Raw genomic sequence first — 21,146 nt, 5'->3', positions numbered from 1 at the left:
GGATGCTGTAAGTCGAGTATATTACATCATTCCTGACAATTACGGTCAGTGATTATGGGGCGCAACGAATTTATTTATTCCAATGCTTAGCCGGAGATTGATCTGCATGGTCTAATGAACCCTCTTCCTTTATAATGTATGAGATTTAAAGATCGTGCAGGTTATCGAATATAGGGGGTGTACAGCATGCAGGAAGCGATTCGCGAAATCCCAGGGGCTCATAAGTGGATTACCGTTCAAACGGTTGACAAGGGCTGGTCGGCAGATCGTAAATACTATGTTCAGGATACGGAAGGCCAGGAGTGGCTTCTCCGATTATCCGACATCTCTCAATATGAGCGAAAGCGGTGGGAGTTTGAAGCGGTAAAAAAGCTTGATTCTATCGAAATGCGTACGTCTCGCCCGATTGATTTTGGCGTATGCCATGAGGGCAGGCAAGTATTTTCCCTGTTTACATGGGTTCCGGGAGAAGATGCAAGGGATGCGATTCCATTGCTGGATTCTGAGGAGCAGTACCGGCTTGGCGTTCAGGCAGGGCAATATTTGAGCGAAATGCATCGCATTCCGGCTGAAAGCAGCTTTGACACATGGGCGGATTATTATAATTCCAAAATGGATAGGTACATCAAAAATTATAAGAACTGTGGCTTCCAGCTTGCAGGTGCTGAGAACATCATTCGTTTTATGGAGGAGCATCGGTATTTGCTTGATGAGCGGCCCCGTGCTTTTCAGCATGGGGATTATCATGTCGGCAATATGGTGGTTACTCCTGAAGGTGAGTTGGGCATCATCGATTTCAACCGGGCGGATTATGGTGACCCTTGGGAGGAGTTTAATCGGATTACGTGGGATGCCGCGATTAGCCCGTGGTTCGCTTCCGGTCGTATTCACGGATATTTTCAAGGACGTGAGGTACCGGATTCATTTTTCAGATTAATGGCACTTTATATCGCGAGCAATCAGATTTCCTCGATTCATTGGGCGATTCCATTCGGAGAGCAGGAAGTGGAGGTTATGGTGAATCAGGCTCAAGAGGTGCTGAACTGGTATGAGGGGTTCCAGACGCATATGCCCAACTGGTATAAACCAATGGCGAGGTCGTCTTAAACCAACGCTGCTAGGATAGCAATCCAGAAGAATTTTTCGGTGATGCTGCATGATACAATGACATCAAATCCCAAAAGGAGGTTTGTACTCATGTCATCAGCGGATATTCAGTTTGTCGGCGGAAACAATATTGCCCTTAAAATTCCGAAGTACAAGTATGAGGAAACCGTGCATTTTTACAAAGAGGTTTTGCGGCTGCCTTATTTAGGCTTCAAGGATGGTTCACACCTCTTTCAGCACGGCCCGAATAATTTATGGCTGGATTGCATGACTCACTATGCTCAGCAGGATGTCTGGTTAGAGGTCAATACGGATCATCCCGAGACCGCCGCTTCATATTTGAGAGAGCATCAGGTGGATCGCAGGGATGAGGTGGAGGTTTACGAGAACTCGCGAGGCTACTGGATATCCGATCCGTGCGGAACGATCATCCGGGTGAATCCCAGAAAAGCGAATGAATAGACAGCCTACCCGGCGAATATGTTAGCCGTTGACGACACGCATCCCTTGAGACTTGAGGTCATGTCGAAGCGTCCAACACTCATCCGAGAAGATTTTAAGCTCACTCACTAAGCTCCATCAAAACAGGACATAAAAAACCAAGCAATTCCTATCCAATCCAAAGGTTGTGACAGGGAATGTTTGGTTTATTCTTGTAGCTTTGAATTGACGCTACGGCTTCAGAACCACCTTGGTGCAGTCTTCTTCATGATCGCTAAATATCCGATAGGCATCGCTTGCTTGTTCCAGTGGAAGCCGGTGGGATACAATCTCGGTTGGATCAAATTCCCCGGCGGTGATCTTCCTGAACAGCTCCGGCATATAATGGATGACAGGGGCTTGTCCCATGGTAAGGGTAATGTTTCGTTCAAAAATATGGCCCAGCGGGAACATGTTGTACAATGAACCGTACACGCCGGTCAGCTGAACGGTGCCGAATTTGCGAACGGCATCGAAGGCAATATCCATTGCGCTTAACGTTCCGCCTTGGAGCTTCAGCTTTTGACCAATGGCTTCCATGGTTGACTTCTTTCCGTCCATGCCAACGCAGTCGATCACAATATCCGTGCCGCCCTTAGTGATCTCGCGGATGTACGCGCCCATATCATCATAGTCTTCAAAATTGTAGATCTCAACATTGTTCATCCGCTTTGCTTTTTGCAGCCGGTAGGGAAGGCGGTCCACGGCGATTACCCGTTTAGCCCCCTTCATCCAGGCGAATTTTTGGGTCATCAGACCGACCGGTCCACAGCCGAGCACCGTGACGGTATCGCCTGGCTTCACGCCGGCATTCTCCACGCTCCAATAGGCAGTAGGCAGAACATCGGACAAGAAGAGAAGCGCCTCATCCTCCAGTTCGCATGATTCGGGGATGACAAACGGCATAAAGTTCCCGTACGGTACGCGCAGATATTCAGCCTGCCCTCCAGGATAATTTCCATAGCGTTCGGTGTAACCCAGGTATCCACCGGTATGGACATCCGGGTTGCCATTGGAATTGTCGCATTGACTCTCCATATCATGATTGCAATAGTAGCAGTGGCCGCAAGAAACATTGAACGGAAGAACGACGCGGTCGCCTTTTTTTACGCGGGTTACGTTAGCACCGATCTCTTCTACGATTCCCATGGGCTCATGGCCGATCACGAAATCTTTAGTCGTGGGCATAGTCCCGAGGTATATATGAAGATCGGAACCGCAAATGGCTGTAGAGGTGATGCGGACGATAATATCATCCTGTGTCTGAAGGGATGGATCCTGCACGTCTTTGACCTGAATATCTTTTGCGCCTTGAAATGTGACTGCTCTCATTTGTTCCCTCCTCATGCGATGTACATATGTTCTCTTTTTAATACCCGATATGCACTTTTATTAACATCCCCATCGCTATTTATGCATTTGCGCTGCTATGCGCAAAAACATAGTTTGTTTGAAGAACGGTCAATGCTAAACAGAGTAAAGTCACGGTGTTAACAGAGCCCGACGGCAAGCGTGTTAAATGTATACTTTCGGGCTTACCGGACATAGGACGGTGATAACTGCTGGTTCGATAAGTGGATAACTTCGAATTCTAACGGACACAGGATCCGTTATTTGATCCGATAAGAGCTAAACTGGGATCCTAGCGGACATGAGGTACGTTATTTGCATAAAAAGTCCGTTTTCCCGCGGCGAAAGGGTTGAATAACGGACTTGGTGTCCGTTAGGATAAGAAAATCGCCTGAATCGTGCAAATAACGGATCTGTGGTCCGTTAGATGCGGCTTATTGTGATAGTGTGGCTTGTTGGTGATAGCAGCGGCTTGTTGCTGATGAAATTACCTGTTTGGTGATAGCAGCCAGTAATAAGTTTTTGTAGGACACACCCCATGGCCGATTTTCTTCGGTAAACCGAAGCCGCAGTCCGATGGTCGGTATGTGGATGGCATAAGGGACTTTTCTTAAAAACAAAGAACGCGTATTGGCAGGGATTCGGTTATCCCGCCATACGCGTTCTTTTTTAGGATCTTTACGATTACTCTTTGGGCTTTCCTTCTCGCGTGAAGGTCGCGGTGTCCAGGTGATGTTGGCGTCTACGCTTTGGCCGTTGGCGGCAAAAGTTTACACGAGCTTCAAATACTCAACGATCGTCAGCAAACCTTTATCGAAATTCTCCAAATTCAAATGCTCGTTCGGAGCATGCAGATTCTCGTCCGGCAAGCCAAAGCCCATCATGACGGCAGGAGCATCAAGCGTGCTGGACAGCTTCTCGACGATCGGGATGGATCCGCCATCCTTTGTAAAGAGGGCACGCGTGCCGTAGACATGTTCGAAGGCGTCCGCGGCTTTTTGCAGCATTGGATGGGACGGATCTATGTTGAAGGCGAATGCCTTTTCCTTCGGTTTAAACGTAATCTTCGAACCGACTGGAGTGTGGGCATGCAAGTGGGCTTCAATCGCGTCGAGGACCGCTTGCGGATCCTGGTCCGCCACCAAGCGGCACGTAATTTTGGCATGGGCTTCCTTCGGAATAACCGTCTTGCTGCCTTCACCCTGGAATCCGCCGTATACTCCGTTCAGCTCAAGGGTCGGACGCGCTCCCACGCGTTCAACGAAGGAGAATCCTTCCTCACCGTACAGGGAATCGAGGCCGAGATCCTGCTTCAGCTTATCCTCGTCAAATTCCTGCTTGGCAAATTCCTCGCGCATTTCAGGCGACAGCTCGAGCACGCCGTCATAGAAGCCTTTTACGGCGACACGGCCTTGCTCGTCATGAAGCGAAGAGAGCAGGGAGACGAGGGCATGCAAGGCGTTAGGTACGCCGCCGCCATATGTACCGGAATGAAGGTCGGTATTGGCTGTTTCCAGAGACAACTCTAGGGAGCACAATCCGCGAAGGCCTGTGGAAATGGCCGGTTTGCCAGGTGCGAGCAGGGATGTATCCGAGATCACGATGGCGTCTGCGGCCAGCTTGTCCTTGTTGTTGTCAAGATAGAGCGGGAGGTTCGGGCTGGACACCTCTTCTTCGCCTTCAATGCAGAATTTGATGTTGACCGGAAGCTCTTTCTCTTGCTTCAAAATGGCTTCAACGGCTTTGACATGCAGGAAGAGCTGGCCTTTATCGTCCGTTGCTCCGCGTGCATACAATTTTCCGTTACGGATAGCCGGCTCGAAGGGCGGCGTTTCCCACAGATGAAGCGGGTCTACAGGCTGTACGTCATAGTGACCGTATACGAGCACGGTTGGTTTGCCTTCGGCATGCAGATAGTCTGCCGTAATAATAGGATGTCCTGCCGTTTGATGAACTTCCACATGCTCAAGGCCTGCTTCCGTCAGCTTGCCTGCGAGCCACTCGGCAGCCTTTGCCACATCGCCTTTGTGCTCGGACAGGGCCGAAATGCTCGGAATGGACAACCATTCCTTCAACTCATTCAGATGGGTTTCGCGGTGTTCAGCGAAATACGCTTTATAATCAACGCTCATGTTATAGGGATCCTCCTTCAAAATTCTCATTGGCATTCGATGGATGCCGTACCTTACTATTCTAACCGTTTTTCGAGGAATACGAAATATAGCGGGATTAATCTTGAAACTTGTCATGCGCAAAAGCCGGAAGAATTGACGGAGATCCGTAGCCGTTTCATCAGTCGCCACGTTACATGGATAAAATGATTGTTTTCGGCCACCCTTCTACGTTTCGTCTAGGTGTACCGCCAGAGGAGCTCTGGTATGGCGAGGGTAAGCTGGGGATCGATACAGGCGCAGGACATGGATATTATTTAAGCCTGGTGAATTTGACATCGGGCATTCAGTGGTCCATTTCGGTTACACGGCCTGAGAACATTGCGTGTCGGAAGCTGAAAATAACGGGAGCATCCCGTCTTCCTAAATAATATAATTCCATATAAAAAAGAGAAATACGCAGCATCACTGACGAATAGTGATGCTGCGTATTATGCTCGAGGACCTATCACCAAAAGGTTGATCAGAATTGATCCCAGCCATTTCCAATCAGCTGGCGCTGTAAGAATGGCAGCTGCCGCTGCTGTTGGATGAATTGCTGCCGCTGTTGTTCTTGTAACTGTTGTTGTGAACGGAATTGCTCATGTGATGGACCTGCTGTTCGCTGCGGTTCAGCAGCATATGCTCCATGCTGCGGTTGATCCTGAGTTTGAAATTGCTGCTGGAACATCGTTTGCTGTTGCTGCTGCTGATATTGCTGTTGCTGCTGCTGCTGCTGAAATTGCAGCTGCTGTTGTTGGTATTGCTGTTGCTGCTGCTGAAGAAGCTCATAGTCTCGACGATTACCAGATGTTTCTTGATGATAATAGTGCTGATTATGATGTGACAAATGCTGAGGATGTTTCATCTGCCCTTGCACTTGCTCTTGCTGCGAGCAGTCGTTGGGCGGGCCGATGATAACCGTATCGGTAATCGGAGCTAGGGTATCCTTGACTTTGGCTTCATCCAGGCAGTAGGTGTGAGCGAACACGCTGGCTGGCGTCAATCTCAAAAGATCCGAACCTCCAATAAACTCAGGCACCGGTGCGTCAAAAATCGCGATCAGGTGGGTGTTGTCAACCGTCGCCATTTCATAATGCCACCAGCCTTGGGGCACGAGCACAACCTGACCGGGCGTTAACGTAAAGTTTAGCAGCTCCTTCGTAAATGGATTGACGATAGAGACGATGACTGCACCAGAAATGACATACACCAATTCCGATGCATTCTGATGGATATGCGGCTCTATCACGTTTCCGGTGCTGAGGTATATATCCAGCAGGGAAGCGTTGCCGAGCGTGTTCAATTCTTTTATGGAGAGAGAATTAATATAATTTCGGCTATCTTTTTTGAAAAACGGATTATTGCTCATATCATAAGTATACTGAACGGACGGTGAGGTGAAATCCATATAAGAGGTTGCCACTGTGATTCCTGCCCTTCATATTGTAATAGGCGTTGACCCATAAAATACGTTATTCCCATGGGCAATCATGCGTGAGCCCATTTTTGGAACCAGCAGCATGCAAGCCACCCGTTGGCAGGGTGGCTTGGGCAAATTTCATATGATGGAGCGGGTGAGGTCAAGCCGATTTTGGAACCCATGTCTTTCGACCGGCCGAGAAGCTGACAAGTCCTGCAGCCAGGCCTAGTGTGAGCACGAATCCACCGAGCCATGGATGATATTGAAGCGTGGATGTCGTATTGACCATGAAGCCTCCTGAACCCGCGCCTGCGGCTAACCCGAGGTGCACAATGGAGGTGTTTAAGCTGAGAATCAGATTGGAGGAGCACGGTGCCTTCTGTATAAAATAACTCTGAACGGCCGGACCCGCCGCAAACATGGACAGCACCATGATTCCCATCAGCCCGAGTCCTATAAACGATTGGCCTATGAGCAGCGGAAGAAATGCGAATACCGCGATATGAATGAGCGTGCTGAGGGTAATCACTTTCGCAGGCCCAAACCGGTCGACCCCATATCCGCCGAGCCTCGAGCCGATCGCTCCAAATAGTCCAAAACCGAGCATAATGATACTGATGCCTGAGGGAGCGATATGGAAGATATCCTGGATAAATGGCGTAACATACGTGAACAGTACCGAGTTGCCGGATTCCCGGAAGAACGTAAGCAGCAGCGCGCTCATGATGACGAGACTCCCCAGCACTTTGAATTGCTGGTGAAAGGGAACGGGGGCGTCCCCTTCAACATCCGGCAGGAGTCTGATCAGGATAAAGGCGACCAGCAGACTGAGCAGAGCCAGCAGCAGAAAGATCGATTGCCAGTTCAGCAGATTCGTGATCCATATTCCGATCGGTACGCCAAGTACCATGGCGCTGCTGAAACCTAGCACGATGGTGCCGATGGCACGGCCTAATGTATCCGGTGATACCAGCTTGGCTGCTGTCCCCATTGCGGCAACGAGATACACTCCTGAGCTTACCCCCAGGATGATGCGGGAACCCATGAGCATCCAGACTTCAGTGCTGAAATAGGAAACGAGACTGCCGGCAATAAACAGCAAAAGAGAGCCGAGCAGCACTTTTTTACGGTTGAACCGAGCGGTGAGCGAGACCAGAATCGGTGTTCCAATCGCAAAAGCAAGCGAATAAGCGGTAATCAGCTGGCCGGCAAAGGCCAAGGAAATATGAAGATCGTCTGCGATTGCATACAGAATACCGGAGACGACCAGTTCCGAGGTGGCAGTAAGAAAAACCCCAAGCGCCAATAAATATATCGTAAATCGATTCATATTTAATTCATCCCTTCGTTAGGAGATCACTACCCTCTGCGATCATGGCTAGCACATGCCGCAAGCGAGTTGGATTAACTTGAAACCTCTTTGTGTTTGTATTATAAGTAAGACGCATATATTATGTAAGAAGGCAAAGTATTTGGATATTATCCAATCATTTTGACTAACTTACGATTAGTTAGTAATGGGGTGAGGCAGTGGAACCGGTTAAAGAAGACTTTCAGGAAACGCCGGCGTTCAATCATATCTGCTCAGTGCTGCAAATTCTTGGAGCCAAATGGGCGTTTCTTGTCATCGCGCAATTAGCTCAAGGAGCGAAACGTTTTAACCAGCTTCATCGGGATGCAGCTATTATCAAGACGCAATCCTTAACGGATGTGCTGCGGCATTTGGAAGGAAACGGTATCGTAAGACGTGAGGTATTCCCTACCGTTCCGATATCCGTTGAGTATTCATTGACCGAGAAGGGGCTGGACTTCCTGGATTCTTTGAAGGAGATGGAGAAGTGGGCCGAAAAATGGGGAGTGGAACAATCCTCTTGACTGCTGCCACATGCCACTAAAATAGTACACATATCAAAAAACTCATTTCCAAAGGTTATAACAGGAAATGAGTTTTCTTTTTTTTGAAAATTACGTATTCTTATAGATAACATTTTCAGATTGGGTATGAAGGATAGGGAGGTGGTCGCCGCTTGCGAATCCATAAGATTAACCTGCTGACAAAATTATTGATTTCCTATTTGCTTGTGCTGATGTTTCCCGTGATTGTCATTCTGTGCTATTACTATCCTTATTCGGCAGAAGTGGTGAAAGAGAAGGAAATGGACTGGAATGCGCATATTACGGAGCAGTTTATGACATCGATGGATACGTTTACAAGGTATGTGTACAATCTGCCGTTTGAGCTGGTGCAGAACCGGGAATTCAAAATGTATAAGGCGGAGGAAAGCGACTACCAGCGGGTGCTTATTGCCAATGAGATGAAAAAATACAATGCAACCGATGCTTTTATTTACAACACCTTGCTGTATGTGAAGAACATCGGTTATTTGTTTTCCAAAACTGGAAGCGCATACAGTCTGGACGACCTCTCCATTCCGGGTGTCGGTTACTATTATGAAAACTGGGCGCATGAAGATATGATCCAGACCCTGAATGATCTTAATGCTCCTATCGTCAGGCCTGTGGAGAATGTGGTTGTGCCCGGCAATAACCGGGTCAGAATGCTGACCTTCGTTCAGCCGCTGCCGGTAGGGGGCTCGAATTCCCCCGGAGCCGTCATGATCATGGTCAGGGAGGATACGATTGTCCGGATGATGAAGTCCGTTTCGGAAACCTATAGCGGCGATTTTTTTGTGTTAGACGGCCAGGGAAGGCGATTGGTATCCTCCAATGACACGTCATACCAATCCTCCGATGATTTCAAGAAGCTTGTGCATGACTTAGGGGAAGAGTCAGTTTCCTCCTCGGGTATTCATACAATCAGCGGATCGGACTATCTGGTATCGTCCTCGGTTTCGGAGAAGAATGGATGGAAATACGTGAGTTTGCTGCCGGTATCTAAGTCCCTGCAGGGCATTCGGACGATTCAGCTGAATACAGCCATCCTTGTCGGGCTGATTCTGCTGCTTGAAGTGTTCATCATCTACGTATCCATCCGGAAGAACTACCAGCCAATTCGACGTCTGGTTGATCTGGCCGTACATGTGTTTAAACCGCAGGAGCGAAAACCGATGAATGAGATTGATACGATCAAGTATACGTTGGAGGAGCTTTCGCAGGCTAACAGCAAGCTGGATGAGCATGTGAGAGGATCTTTGCCAATTATGCGGGATAACCTGCTGTTTGAGCTGGTGAGTGGGCATATTCCAGACTGGGAGAACTTTGAACAGGAAGCCTGCATGGTCGGCATCCAGTTTCGTCATGATAACTTCACGGTTGCCGTATTATGCTGTGAAGCGGATGGAGCAGGGATGGACAAGATATTGGCTTGCTGCCGGGAATATGAAGGCCTGCTGCCTGATGATGCCCAGGGTTACTTCTTCAAGAGCATCTATCAGCAGGAATTGATTCTGGCGTGCTCCCATACAGATGATTTCCCTATTAAATCCTGCCTAGAGCGGCTGCAGGAAGAAATCTTGGAGCGTACCGGCCAACAGACGGCGATTGGCATCGGCAAGCCTAGCGCTGCCCAATCGCCGGTGGACCTCCATCTCTCCTACCTGCAGGCGCTCCGCACAGCGGAGTTTCTGCGCATCCGGAAGACCGGGACCGTGCTGGTCTTTGACAACCTTGAGGTCCCCCAAACCGGAGCCGTCTCCTATTTTGCCGAAATCCTGCAATCCCTAGAGCTTGCGATCCTCAAGAACGATGCGGCCATGCTGTCCTCTTTGGCGGAGCGAATGATCGGTTACTTAAGCAATGACAGCCTGCCGCCGCATATGATACGGAGCGTGTACCTCAATACGGTTACCGTCATCTTCAACGGCCTCCAGCGGTTCCGTCATGACGACCAGAGCCTGCTTCGGCTAACCGAGGCGGCATTTAACCACCGTTATACACTGGAGCAGATGATCGGAATTATCAGGGAGAGTTATGCCAAGCTATGCGATATGATCAGCGAAACGCTCCCCGTGTCTCGTACGGCAACGCAGGAAGAGATTCTGTCCCTTATTGCGGAGAAAGGAATGGATCCAAACTGCTCGCTGCAGATGATGGCCGATAATTTTGATATGTCGGTCTCCAACTTCAGCCATCACTTCAAGAAAACGATGGGGCAAAATTTCAAAGAGTATATCGATCAGCTTCGCATCCAGAAATCCATACAGCTTCTGCGGGACAGCGAGGAGACCCTCGAATCCATTTCCCAACAGGTCGGATACACCAACACCTCGAGTTTTATCCGTTCCTTCAAAAAGATGGTGGGTACGACACCTGGTCAATATCGAAATACGCATAAAGCATAAAACGAAGACCGCTGATGCCGAATAAGGCAGCTTACAGCGGTCTTTTGTAAACTTTTTTCGTTATTCGCTTCTTTGCCGGCGCTTTCTTAAAGCCGAGTAGCTTCAATTTTTGAACATATACAATATTTGAATTCCCTGTAGCGATCCGGACTGGTCGCACTTTTACCTCTTTAATTATAAGCGCTTTCAAAAAATGAGGATGCTTAAAAAACTGTTCGTTTACGGGGCTCTTCCCCTCCGTTTAGAGTGAAATATGTCCCAAGGCAAGGCCAAAACATGGCCACATTCCCCCATGGACCAGACCAACAAACCAAATCAGGAGGTAATGGAATGAAGAAAAGGGTAAACGTTTTCATCTCGCTTATCGTCGTCTCTGCATTATTATTAGCAGGATGCAGCGGGGGCGGAGGTGACGCTAACGAATCGGCCGAAACACCCGGAGATCAAATAGGCAAAAAAGTAAAACTCACTGCCATCATTACCAAGCATCCGCTTACAAAGCCGCTGGCTGAAATGGAATGGCTGCAAAAGGCTGAGGAGACGGCGGGCGTGGACATCGAATGGCAGGAGATTACCGCGGATTGGGGACAGAAGAAAGGGACGATGCTAGCCAGCGGGGATATACCGGATCTGTTTATCGGACCGAACGTGATTACGGATGCCGATTTTGCGCAGTTCCAGGGGCTCTTCCAGGATCTGTCCGGCATGCTTGATCAAGCACCCAACGTACAGAACATGTTTAATGAAAAACCGGATACGAAAGTGATTGCAACGCAGTCGGACGGCAGAATATACGGTCTACCGAAATATCAGCGGTTCTGGCCGGCTTCCGCCAGCAGGCAATTCATTAACCAGCAGTGGCTGGATCACCTCGGACTGAGCATGCCGACGACATGGGATGAGCTGTATGAAGTGCTCGTTGCCTTCAAAGAGAACGATGCCAACGGCAACGGCGATCCCCGTGACGAGATTCCGATGGATTGGCCGGGAGGCATCGGCGGATATTTTAACCCTGCGGTACTCTTGGGCAGCATGGGCATTACGCTGACAGATGGCAGCGGGCAGGGCTATTTTGTGGAGGACGGACAGGTGAAGAACTTCCTGACGGATGAACGGTACAAAACGATGGTTATATTCCTGAACAAGCTGTACAAGGCGGGGCTGATCAACCCGGAAGTGTTCACCCATGATTATACGAAATATCAATCCATTGCGCGCGGCGAAGGGGACACGGCGAAGGTCGGCTTCACCTGGGGATGGGTGGCTTCCGACCGTTTCGGTGAGCAGTTGGCACCGCAGTATGCTTCCATGCCGCCGATGAAAGTATCTGCAGATTATGCAGGGAAGCTGTCCTGGAGCTATGATCATTACTCGCTGAACTATGGACCCAACCATATTGTCATGTCCGCCAAGACCAAGAACAAGGAAGCGGCCATGAAATTCATCAACGAGCTCTATGCGCCCGAGGTGGGTATGCAAGTGCTGTTCGGATCCATCGGTCCGAATATTAAAGATAACGGTGACGGTACATATGCCGTTCTGCCTCCTTCCGATGCCAAGATGGATCCGGGAACATGGAAATGGACCTCAACGATGGCGGACAACGGCGCATTTTATATCCCCGATTCCTTGAAGCTGACGCTCGGCACCGATATGCAGGAGGTGCTGGGACAATCGGAGCCTCTGGAGGCTGCTTTAGAAGTGGATCCCGACAAGGACGTGTTTCCCGGCATGTTTATTAAATATTCCACCATGGACAATAACGCCATGAGCCTGAACAACACCAATGTGATGAATCTGGCGGAATCCAGCTTTGCCAAATGGGTGACCAAGGGCGGAGTGGAATCCGAATGGGACACGTACATCAAGGAAAGCGAGAAAGCAGGCCTGAAGCAGAACTTGGAAATTATGCAAAAATATTATGACGACTACATGAATCAAAACTAGGAGGGAGGATATGGAATCCCGTAAAAGACAGAACACCTTCAGACGAGATTATCAGCTGTGGATTATGATTTTTCCGGCTATTATCGTCATCCTGTTGTTTAACTATATCCCGATGTACGGCATCCAGCTTGCTTTTCGGGATTACGATTTCAGCAAAGGCTTGACTGGCGGTGAGTGGCGAGGACTTGCCTACTTTCAGCAATTCATCGACAGTTATCTGTTCACGGATTTAATGCGCAACACATTTCTGATCAGTTTGGCTACGATCGTGCTCGGCTTTCCGGCTCCGATCATATTGGCCCTCATCCTTAACCAGATCCGCAGAAAAAGAATGAAGCAGCTGATGCAGACCACTGTATACCTCCCCCATTTCATATCCATCATCGTGCTGGTCGGCATGCTGAATGTGCTGCTATCCTCCGAAACCGGAGTTGTCGGTCACTTTATGAAAGCGGTGGGGCTGGGGCATATCAATCTGTTAGCCTCCACCTCGACATTTATCCCGGTGTATGTGCTTTCCGACATATGGCAGCATTGCGGCTGGAACAGCATTATCTATCTTGCAGCCTTGTCCACCGTTGATCCCCAGCTGTATGATGCTGCCAAAATTGATGGGGCCAGCCGATGGCAGACGATCCGGTATGTTGACATTCCCGCTCTCATCCCGACCATCATCATCCTGTTTATTCTCAGCATGGGGAATATCCTCGGGACCGGCTTCGAGAAAATATTCTTGATGCAGAATTCGCTGAACCTTCCCGTCTCGGAGGTCATTGCCACCTACGTCTATAAAATCGGGATCATCTCCAATCAATTCAGCTTGGCTTCGGCTATCGGTTTGTTTAACACGCTCATCAATTTCGTATTCTTGTATGCGATGAACACGATATCGAAGAGAATGTCGGAAACGAGCCTATTCTAATGATCGGGGAAGGAGAAACGGTTGTGGAACATGAACATAGTAGAACGCGCATCAACGGTAAGGAGATAGCGTTTAAGATCATATTGGGTTTTCTGAGCGGTTTGATTTTTCTGCTGATCGCCTATCCGCTGTACTTTATCATCATTGCTTCGTTCAGCGACTCAACGCTCGTATCGACGGGGAAGGTTATGTTTATCCCCAAAAACATCAGCTTTTTCGGTTACCAGGAGATTTTCAAGGATATGCGAATTTGGACCGGGTACCGAAATACGCTGTTTTACACAGTGTTTGGAACCTTGGTTAACATGCTGTTCACGCTTCCGGCGGCTTACGTGCTGTCCAGAAAGGAATTTCGCGCCAGACGAATCATCATGTTCATTTTCGTGATCACGATGTTTTTCAATGGGGGGCTGATTCCCACCTATTTGTTGATGAAGGGGCTTGGACTGACCAACACCATCTGGGTGTTCATTCTCCCGTTCTCCGTGAATGTGTTCTATTTGATCATTGCGCGGACGTTTTTTGAAAACTCGCTGCCGCAGGAGCTACATGAGGCGGCCGTCATGGACGGCTGCTCCCACTTCACCTTTTTCTTCAAAGTGGCCTTGCCGCTGTCCAAAGCCTTGGTATCCGTCATCGGACTTTATTATTTGGTGGGGCATTGGAATGATTTCTTCACCGCGCTGATCTATATCCGGGACACGAAGCTCCAGCCGCTGCAAATCGTTCTGCGGGATATTCTGCTGTCGAACCAGGTGTTCTCAAGCGGTGCCGGAACAGGTGGGGATGCAGGAGGATATGCCCAGCGGTATGCCGATCAGATCAAGTACGGGGTCATTATCGTATCAACGCTTCCGATTCTACTCATTTATCCGTTTATGCAAAAATATTTTGAGAAAGGCGTCATGATTGGCTCCATTAAAGGTTAACGCGTTCGGCGAATTTAATAATCAAGCTTAAGAAAAGTAGACAAAAAAGGGGTGCCCCAAAAGATCCTGGATCTGGTGGGACGCCCCATGTTCTGTTCTGCTTATTTTGTCGGTTCGATTATTAACCTCGTGAATGGAATGTTTTGATTCTCCTTCACATTAATATGTTAATGATGCATATCATGATCAATTTGAAGGAGGATGGCATGTTTGATGAGAAATACGGGAACGAACCGCGGCCTAATCAAACCGATATTAGTCATTTTGACGCTGCTGTTATTGACGTCTACATGGGTTAGATCGGACTACGCTAATGCCGAGTCGTCAGTGGTATCCGGTGGAAAGGATACATTAAGCAGAAAGGGTACGGCTCTTGCCGAATGCACGACTATTCCCTGGAATGTTGGTAGCGCTTACAAGAGCGTAGCTGAAGTATCGAACCCTGATCCGTCGGATCTTATCGCTTGTTCCACAACGTCATGCTTGCAGAGCGCATTGAAGAATGTGGTACCTGGGAAGCGAATTGTCCTGGCACCCGGGACATACACGGGAAGTTTCTCCACGGATGTCGAGGGAACTGCCCTGAAGCCTATCGTCATCGAGAGTCAGAACCCGGCTGAACCAGCCATTATTTCCGGGTATTCCGCAGGTTCTGGTTACAGTTTACGCGTTCGGGGCGACTACTGGATCATACGCAATCTAAAGTTTACCAATGCGCAAAAGGGAATCATCCTGGACAATTCCAACTTTACCCGCATCACGGATGTAGAGGTTTACCATATCGGTTACGAAGCGGTGCATTTCCGGGACGGCACTTCCTATAGCTCCATTGAGAACTCCCGTATTCATAATACCGGCAAGACGGGAGCGGGCTTTGGGGAAGGGGTCTATGTAGGTTCTGCAGAGGGAGCGAGCTACAACCAGAATACCCACTACAATACGATACGTAATGTTATTTTTGGTCCGAATATAACGGCAGAGCACATCGATATCAAGGAACTGTCGATGGGAACGCTCGTTGAGAACTGCATCTTCTATGGCGAGGGAATTAGCGGTGCGAATTATGCTGACAGCTTTATCGATGTGAAAGGCAATGGGGCTATCATACGGAATAATACGGCTTATCAGAACGGGAACAGCACCATTGTGGATGCGTTTCAGCTCCACGAGATCGTGCCGGGGTGGGGAATCGATAACGGGTTCTCCAACAATACGCTTTACCTGACAGACCCTTCCGCGTATGTGATCGGGGCTTATAACAATGCATCAGCAACGGCATATCAGAATACGAGAAGCCCGGCAGGAAATATGTATAGGGGAAATGTAACGGTAACTTACTGATTCCGGATCATATCCACGAAGTTCATGGCGGCAGCGGATAACGGTTCATGCTTGCGGGTGCAAACTGCTATGATATTTTGCAGCTCGATTCCATCAACATAGACCCGGCCCAGCTCGCCGCGTTCCACATACTCCCGCACGACGAGTGAAGACACAAAGTTTGCACCGTATCCGGCAATGACGGCTGTGATTGCTTCGTGCAGACCATTGAATTGCAGCGTGATCCGCGGGGAAGGTGCGCTATGGGTACGGCATAAGGCAAATAACCGTTCCCGCGTTGAACTGCCTTCCTCCCGCATAACAAAAGGCTCTCTCATCATCTCTTCCAGAGAGATACGCTGATTGGCATAACGGTGATCGGGGGATACGACAAACCATAACTCATCCCGGAACAGCTCCTCGGTCTGTATCGTATTCAGAGATTCCTCTGGCAGGCCGCCGTATATCGCAAGCTCGACATCCATATTTAACAGCTGCTTAAGCGCATCGCTTGAATTCGTGGTGGTTATGCTCATTTCTACTTCTTCGTACCGCTGCTTGTATTTCGCAAGCCAGGCCGGCAGGAGAAAATGGGAAGGAAGATAGGTTGCCGCCATGCGGATCTGTCCCCTCGAACCGCTGCGGTAATCCAGACAGAATTGTTCAATCTGCTGTTCGACAGAGAAGAGTCTTTTGGCAAGCGGGACGAGCTCGGCTCCGGCCTCCGTCAATCCGATGCCCCTGCCTTGCGGTTTAAAGAGAGTAAGGGACAGTTCCTTCTCGAATTTTTTAATCTGGGCTGTTATGGCGGGTTGGCTTATATTTAACAATTCAGCAGCACGGGTAACACTGCCCGTTGTGGCGATGACGTAAAAGAGACGTAATGCGTGTAAATTCATGAGAGCCGCACTCCTATCCAATCATATATTTAAGTTATATAAGTCTTTTAAATATATATTATATCTATAACAATAAATCACATACAATGATTTTGTAAGATCCAGATGGAGAATAAGGGAGGAAACGGACATGAAAAAGAAGGATGCTGCAGCTGCAACTTGGGGAAAAGTGGATGATTACATCGCAGAACATTTGATTCCTTATGATGAGGTGCTGGAGAAGGTGTTAGCTGCAAATCGCGAGGCCGGATTGCCGGAAATTGATGTATCCAAGGCTCAAGGTAAGCTGCTGAACGTCATCGTTCAGATCAAAGGCGCGAAACGAATTTTGGAGATCGGTACGCTGGGAGGTTACAGTACGATCTGGATGGCTAGGGCGATTGGGGCTGAGGGGCAACTAATTTCACTGGAGCTCGATCCGCATCATGCCGAGGTTGCCAAATCCAACGTGGTATTGGCCGGACTACAGGATAGAGTGGAAATCCGGGTAGGCGATGCCCTACTGCAGTTGGAGCAGCTGGCCAAAGAGAAGGTGAAGCCGTTTGACCTGATCTTTATCGATGCCGATAAACCCAACAATCCGAATTATTTGAAATGGGCGTTACAGTTCTCACGGCCAGGCACCGTCATTATTAGCGATAATGTGATCCGGGATGGAGAAGTTATCGATCATCACAGCACAGACCCTCGGGTGCACGGTATCCGCAAATTCATGGATATGCTGTCCGAACACTCTGCCATTTCCGGCACAGCTATTCAAACGGTGGGAAGTAAGGGGTATGACGGGTTTTATATCGGAGTTGTATCGTGAGCTGCTAGACTGGAGCATCTTTTTCGTTTGCGGCGATCCTGATCAAGTTAATGGCAGAAGGAACAAGAACCCGAAGCAATCGGATCCGTCTATATTTGAAAAAAAGGAGGGTGTCCCAAAGATTTTAGATCGATCTTAGATCTGACGGGACCCCCTCCTTTTTCTGTTAAGAGATGCTATTCCTCCGGATCAGGGATGACAAAAGATACGCTTGTCCCCGCACGGACCTCGCTTTGAATGGAAAGACCGCTCCCATACGTCTGAATCAACCTGCGATTTGTGTTATACAGACCGATCCCTCTTTTGTCCTTGCGCGGAGCATCCAGCAACTCCTGTACTTTTTCTCTATTCATTCCCATGCCGTTATCCTTGACCTGAATTAGCGTGGACTGCTCCTGACGGATTATATGGATTTCGACGGTGCCGCCTTTAGCTATTGGGATAATACCGTGCTGTACCGCATTCTCGACCAGAGGCTGAATCGTTAAGGGAGGAAGCAGGAGGTTCGCGTCCTGATCCACGTTCCATATGACATGGAGCCGGTTACCATGTCGCTCCTTCTCAACATACAAGTAAGCGCGTACGAGTTCGAGTTCTTCCGTTAGTGAGACAAATTTGCCGGAGTTTTGATATTGAAAACTGATTTGCAGGTATGAACTAAAAGCCTCATTAAGTTTTCGCATTCTATCCACATCAATTTCACTCAAAGCGTGGATGGAATTCAAGGTGTTAAACAAAAAATGCGGATGGATTTGCGCTTGCAGATAAGCGGCCTCCATACGAAGACGCTCGTTTACGGACTGCTTTAATGTAATTAATGACTGGATACGGTATTTAAGCTCCATTGGGTCCACCGGTTTCGTGACATAATCGTTAGCACCTGCCCGAAATCCCGCATACATGTCGGAGGGCTCGCTGCGCGCCGTCAGCAGAAGCACAGGGAGTTCGGAAGAGGAGTAACGCTCTCTTATCATCCGTGTCAGCTTGTAGCCTGAAATCTGCGGCATCATCACGTCTGCGATAACCAAATCCCATGGTTTCGTTCCGAGCAATTCCAGCGCTTCTCCGGCCGAAGTTGCTAATTGCAGGTGGTAAGGTTCAGTCATCAGTATGCTGGCAAGCACTCTTAAATTTACAAGATTATCGTCAACCGCCAGGATATTCATCTGCTCTTCCATGGACGGCGCTTCTACGGTTAGGAGCGGCTGGCTGTTGAGGTTGTTCCGGCTTGCTGCCATTTCTTCATAGGCTCCCAGCCGCTCGGTCAATATGCTCGGAGAAATCTCAATATCCGTCGAATCAGCCAAAGGAAGGGTGAAGGTAAACGTTGAACCCTTTCCGACTTCGGAGTGAACCGTCATGCTGCCGCCATGAAGCTCTACCAGCTCTCTGCTGATGCTAAGGCCCAAACCGATGCCGTTGGTGTCGCCGTATCCGGGATCGCCTTGTTCGTATGGTAGAAATACACGCTGCTGTGTTTCCTGATCCATTCCTGTTCCCGTGTCCGTTACCTCGATGATCATTTGCCCGTTCTTGGCGATGGCCGATACGGCAATGATTCCTTCCTCGGTATGTTTGATGGCATTATGCAGTACATTCATGAGGATTTGCACAAGCCTCTTTTCATCGGCCATAACGAGAGGGAGGGCTTCGGATATGTCTAAATTCATTTTCAACTCTACGGCTTTTCCTTCGACCAAATACTTCAAGATATCGATAACGCCATTTACGACAGAGGGCAGGGACAGCGGCTCGGCATGCAGTATGATTCGCTTTTCCCTCAGCCTTACTGCGTCCAGGAGATCATTCAGCAAATGCGACATCTGACGTCCAACCTTAATAAGGAGATTCATATCCTCTGCACTTCGACTGTCCATATGATGCTGCTCCCTGTCCGTCACACTCTGGGCGATATTCATAATCCCGTGCAGCGGCGTTCGCAGCTCATGTGACGTCTGGGCTAGAAACCGGTCTTTCATTTTGTCCGCTTTCTGTAATTGGCGGTTGAGCTTGCTGATTTTATCGGCATTGCGGAAATAACGCTTAAACCAATAGGCCGAGAAACCGATGATGGCCGAGATGACATCAACGGGGTAGTATACGGTTGGAAGCTCCTGATATTTGTTAAGCGCTCCCCAGATCACGCTGGAGAAAATGCCGCTGGCTGCCAGGAGCAGAAAGATCGCGTCATCCCGGCTTGCAGCCACCATTCTCCCGAACATATAGATAGAGATGACAACCGGCAATATATAATAAATGCTAAAAACTTTATATTCCACCGTCCAGAACACAAGGGAAGCAGGTGCGATTGCAATAAATCCGGAATATAGAAGCAGGGAAATGCCATAACCGATAAACCATCGGCTGCGAGTCTTTATGGTGAAACTTCTGGTCATTTTCAATATGAAAAAAGATAGCCAAGAATAAGACAAAATGGAGATTTTAAGATCCCAAGTGTAATTGATGGACAGCCATTTCAGCAGTAAATCGTCATCTGACACTACAATCGTCACGGATGCGGTGAGAAGCAGCAGGAAAAAATCAAGCAGCGTCCATTCCTTCGGATTGAATAAAAACAGGATGCAGGAATACAGACCGTGAAGGATGAGCACGACGAATGTAATGAGTTGAAGATCGATGGAAAGTCCGCGTTCATCGTGGATGGCTTCGCTGGATCCCAGCTTGATGGAATTTACGATTCCGCCTTTGAGCGGATGCTCATTATTGGCCACCCGTATAATCAAATCGATTTCTTGCGTGTGGTTAGCGGGAGCGTAATCGACAACGAAGGGACTTCGAGCCGGTGAATAGGTGTCTTTTCCGTCCTCTCCGGTTTTGCCCATCTCCCCTACCTTAAGCCCGTTTATCTCGACGCTCGCCGAAGCCTGAATTTGTTGGATCCAGAAGGAAAGGGGAGCGGTTAAGGCTGGATCAATCAGAATACGAAGCCGATAGGTGCCGGTACCATAGGCGGATTCGGATTCCTTCGTTTGGCTTCCCTGCCAATTTCCCGGAACCTGCACATAGCGATGCTGCGGATGGGTTTGCTCCAGCTCCTGTTTTGTGGCGAGTTTGTCAGGGTAGAACGCCCATTCCCCGTCCAATGTTATGGATTTGGAATGAATGAGGTCCCAACTGCGCAAGTCGAGCACCCCTTGGGAGGCTTTCGGGTGGTGGGGAGGAACGAAGGCTTCGATCCAATACCAGCGAATGCTGAGGAGCAAGGACAGAAAAACAGTAATTGCCAATATATACTGAACAATCTTTTTACTTCCCATGTGATATGTATTTTTTGCAGATCGCGTCGGCACGGTTCACGTTCCTTCTAGGTTTTGTATGGGTTGTTGTGAAATTCGAGATTCTTCTTCTTAATATACGAGAAAATGTGACGGTCGTATAGTTATTCCCCTGCAAAAAGCATTTGTTCAGTTCTTTGGAGGCAGTTCCAAGTACGAACAAGGTTTCCGTTCATTTTTAATGATATGGCGTATAAAAAACCGCCTTTTT

General features: G+C 48.8%; 15 protein-coding genes and 1 pseudogene. 10 read left to right on the top strand and 6 right to left on the bottom strand.

Going from position 1 to position 21,146, the window contains the following annotated elements:
• Positions 1-186: 186 nt before the first annotated feature.
• Together AB4124_RS01460 and AB4124_RS01455 are read left to right on the top strand one after the other, a co-directional pair.
• Complete coding sequence (locus AB4124_RS01460) at positions 187-1,107, top strand: aminoglycoside phosphotransferase family protein (protein ID WP_441970738.1); 921 nt, start codon at positions 187-189, stop codon at positions 1,105-1,107.
• A 90-nt stretch (positions 1,108-1,197) separates the two neighbouring features.
• Positions 1,198-1,569, top strand: coding sequence for a hypothetical protein (locus AB4124_RS01455; protein WP_430203301.1), 372 nt, complete (start codon positions 1,198-1,200; stop codon positions 1,567-1,569).
• A 210-nt stretch (positions 1,570-1,779) separates the two neighbouring features.
• On the opposite strand, the gene AB4124_RS01450 is transcribed toward AB4124_RS01455, so the two are convergent.
• Positions 1,780-2,919: a zinc-dependent alcohol dehydrogenase gene (locus tag AB4124_RS01450; protein WP_441970736.1), complete on the bottom strand. Its 1,140-nt coding sequence runs from the start codon at positions 2,917-2,919 to the stop codon at positions 1,780-1,782.
• Between the two features lie 788 nt (positions 2,920-3,707).
• Positions 3,708-5,069, bottom strand: a complete 1,362-nt coding sequence (locus AB4124_RS01445; RefSeq protein ID WP_213643780.1) for a dipeptidase — start codon at positions 5,067-5,069, stop codon at positions 3,708-3,710.
• Positions 5,070-5,245: 176 nt separating this feature from the next.
• On the opposite strand from AB4124_RS01445, the gene AB4124_RS01440 reads away from it, so the two are divergent.
• Positions 5,246-5,479 carry a hypothetical protein gene (locus tag AB4124_RS01440; RefSeq protein ID WP_441970734.1) on the top strand — a complete coding sequence of 78 codons (234 nt, stop codon included), beginning with the start codon at positions 5,246-5,248 and terminating at the stop codon, positions 5,477-5,479.
• 284 nt (positions 5,480-5,763) lie between these two features.
• Here the strand turns inward: AB4124_RS01440 and AB4124_RS01435 are convergent.
• Together AB4124_RS01435 and AB4124_RS01430 are read right to left on the bottom strand one after the other, a co-directional pair.
• Positions 5,764-6,513 (bottom strand): annotated as a pseudogene (locus AB4124_RS01435) (cupin domain-containing protein); the annotation flags it as partial.
• Positions 6,514-6,670: 157 nt separating this feature from the next.
• Complete coding sequence (locus tag AB4124_RS01430) at positions 6,671-7,840, bottom strand: MFS transporter (protein WP_441970732.1); 1,170 nt, start codon at positions 7,838-7,840, stop codon at positions 6,671-6,673.
• A gap of 200 nt (positions 7,841-8,040) precedes the next feature.
• Here AB4124_RS01430 and AB4124_RS01425 point away from each other — a divergent pair, with 200 nt between their 5' ends.
• The 6 genes from AB4124_RS01425 (at position 8,041) to AB4124_RS01400 (ending at position 15,950) form a co-directional block, all read left to right on the top strand.
• Positions 8,041-8,385: a winged helix-turn-helix transcriptional regulator gene (locus AB4124_RS01425; protein ID WP_339266984.1), complete on the top strand. Its 345-nt coding sequence runs from the start codon at positions 8,041-8,043 to the stop codon at positions 8,383-8,385.
• Positions 8,386-8,537: 152 nt separating this feature from the next.
• Positions 8,538-10,811 (top strand): helix-turn-helix domain-containing protein, encoded by a 2,274-nt coding sequence (locus AB4124_RS01420; protein WP_441970730.1) that lies wholly within the window; start codon positions 8,538-8,540, stop codon positions 10,809-10,811.
• A gap of 330 nt (positions 10,812-11,141) precedes the next feature.
• Positions 11,142-12,758 carry an ABC transporter substrate-binding protein gene (locus AB4124_RS01415; protein WP_441970729.1) on the top strand — a complete coding sequence of 539 codons (1,617 nt, stop codon included), beginning with the start codon at positions 11,142-11,144 and terminating at the stop codon, positions 12,756-12,758.
• 10 nt (positions 12,759-12,768) lie between these two features.
• Positions 12,769-13,680, top strand: a complete 912-nt coding sequence (locus AB4124_RS01410; protein ID WP_076324132.1) for an ABC transporter permease — start codon at positions 12,769-12,771, stop codon at positions 13,678-13,680.
• Positions 13,680-14,609: a carbohydrate ABC transporter permease gene (locus tag AB4124_RS01405; protein ID WP_076324131.1), complete on the top strand. Its 930-nt coding sequence runs from the start codon at positions 13,680-13,682 to the stop codon at positions 14,607-14,609. Before AB4124_RS01410 ends, AB4124_RS01405 begins: the two co-directional genes overlap by 1 nt.
• Before the next feature lie 213 nt (positions 14,610-14,822).
• On the top strand, positions 14,823-15,950 hold the full coding sequence (locus AB4124_RS01400) for a right-handed parallel beta-helix repeat-containing protein (RefSeq protein WP_441971615.1): 1,128 nt from the start codon (positions 14,823-14,825) through the stop codon (positions 15,948-15,950).
• Here the strand turns inward: AB4124_RS01400 and AB4124_RS01395 are convergent.
• Entirely contained in the window at positions 15,944-16,828 is an 885-nt protein-coding gene (locus tag AB4124_RS01395; protein WP_441970727.1) for a LysR substrate-binding domain-containing protein, read from the bottom strand. The two genes, AB4124_RS01400 and AB4124_RS01395, sit on opposite strands and share 7 nt — an antisense overlap.
• A 130-nt stretch (positions 16,829-16,958) precedes the next feature.
• Here AB4124_RS01395 and AB4124_RS01390 point away from each other — a divergent pair, with 130 nt between their 5' ends.
• On the top strand, positions 16,959-17,639 hold the full coding sequence (locus AB4124_RS01390) for an O-methyltransferase (protein ID WP_076324129.1): 681 nt from the start codon (positions 16,959-16,961) through the stop codon (positions 17,637-17,639).
• Positions 17,640-17,815: 176 nt separating this feature from the next.
• On the opposite strand, the gene AB4124_RS01385 is transcribed toward AB4124_RS01390, so the two are convergent.
• A complete protein-coding gene (locus AB4124_RS01385; RefSeq protein WP_441970725.1) occupies positions 17,816-20,950 on the bottom strand; it encodes an ATP-binding protein in 3,135 nt (1,044 codons plus the stop codon).
• Positions 20,951-21,146: the final 196 nt, after the last annotated feature.

The organism is Paenibacillus sp. 2KB_20 (assembly GCF_052115765.1).
Classification (GTDB): Bacteria; Bacillota; Bacilli; order Paenibacillales; family Paenibacillaceae; genus Paenibacillus_AQ.
Note: the sequence above shows the minus strand (reverse complement) of the source record. Positions and strands in the feature narration are given on the sequence as shown.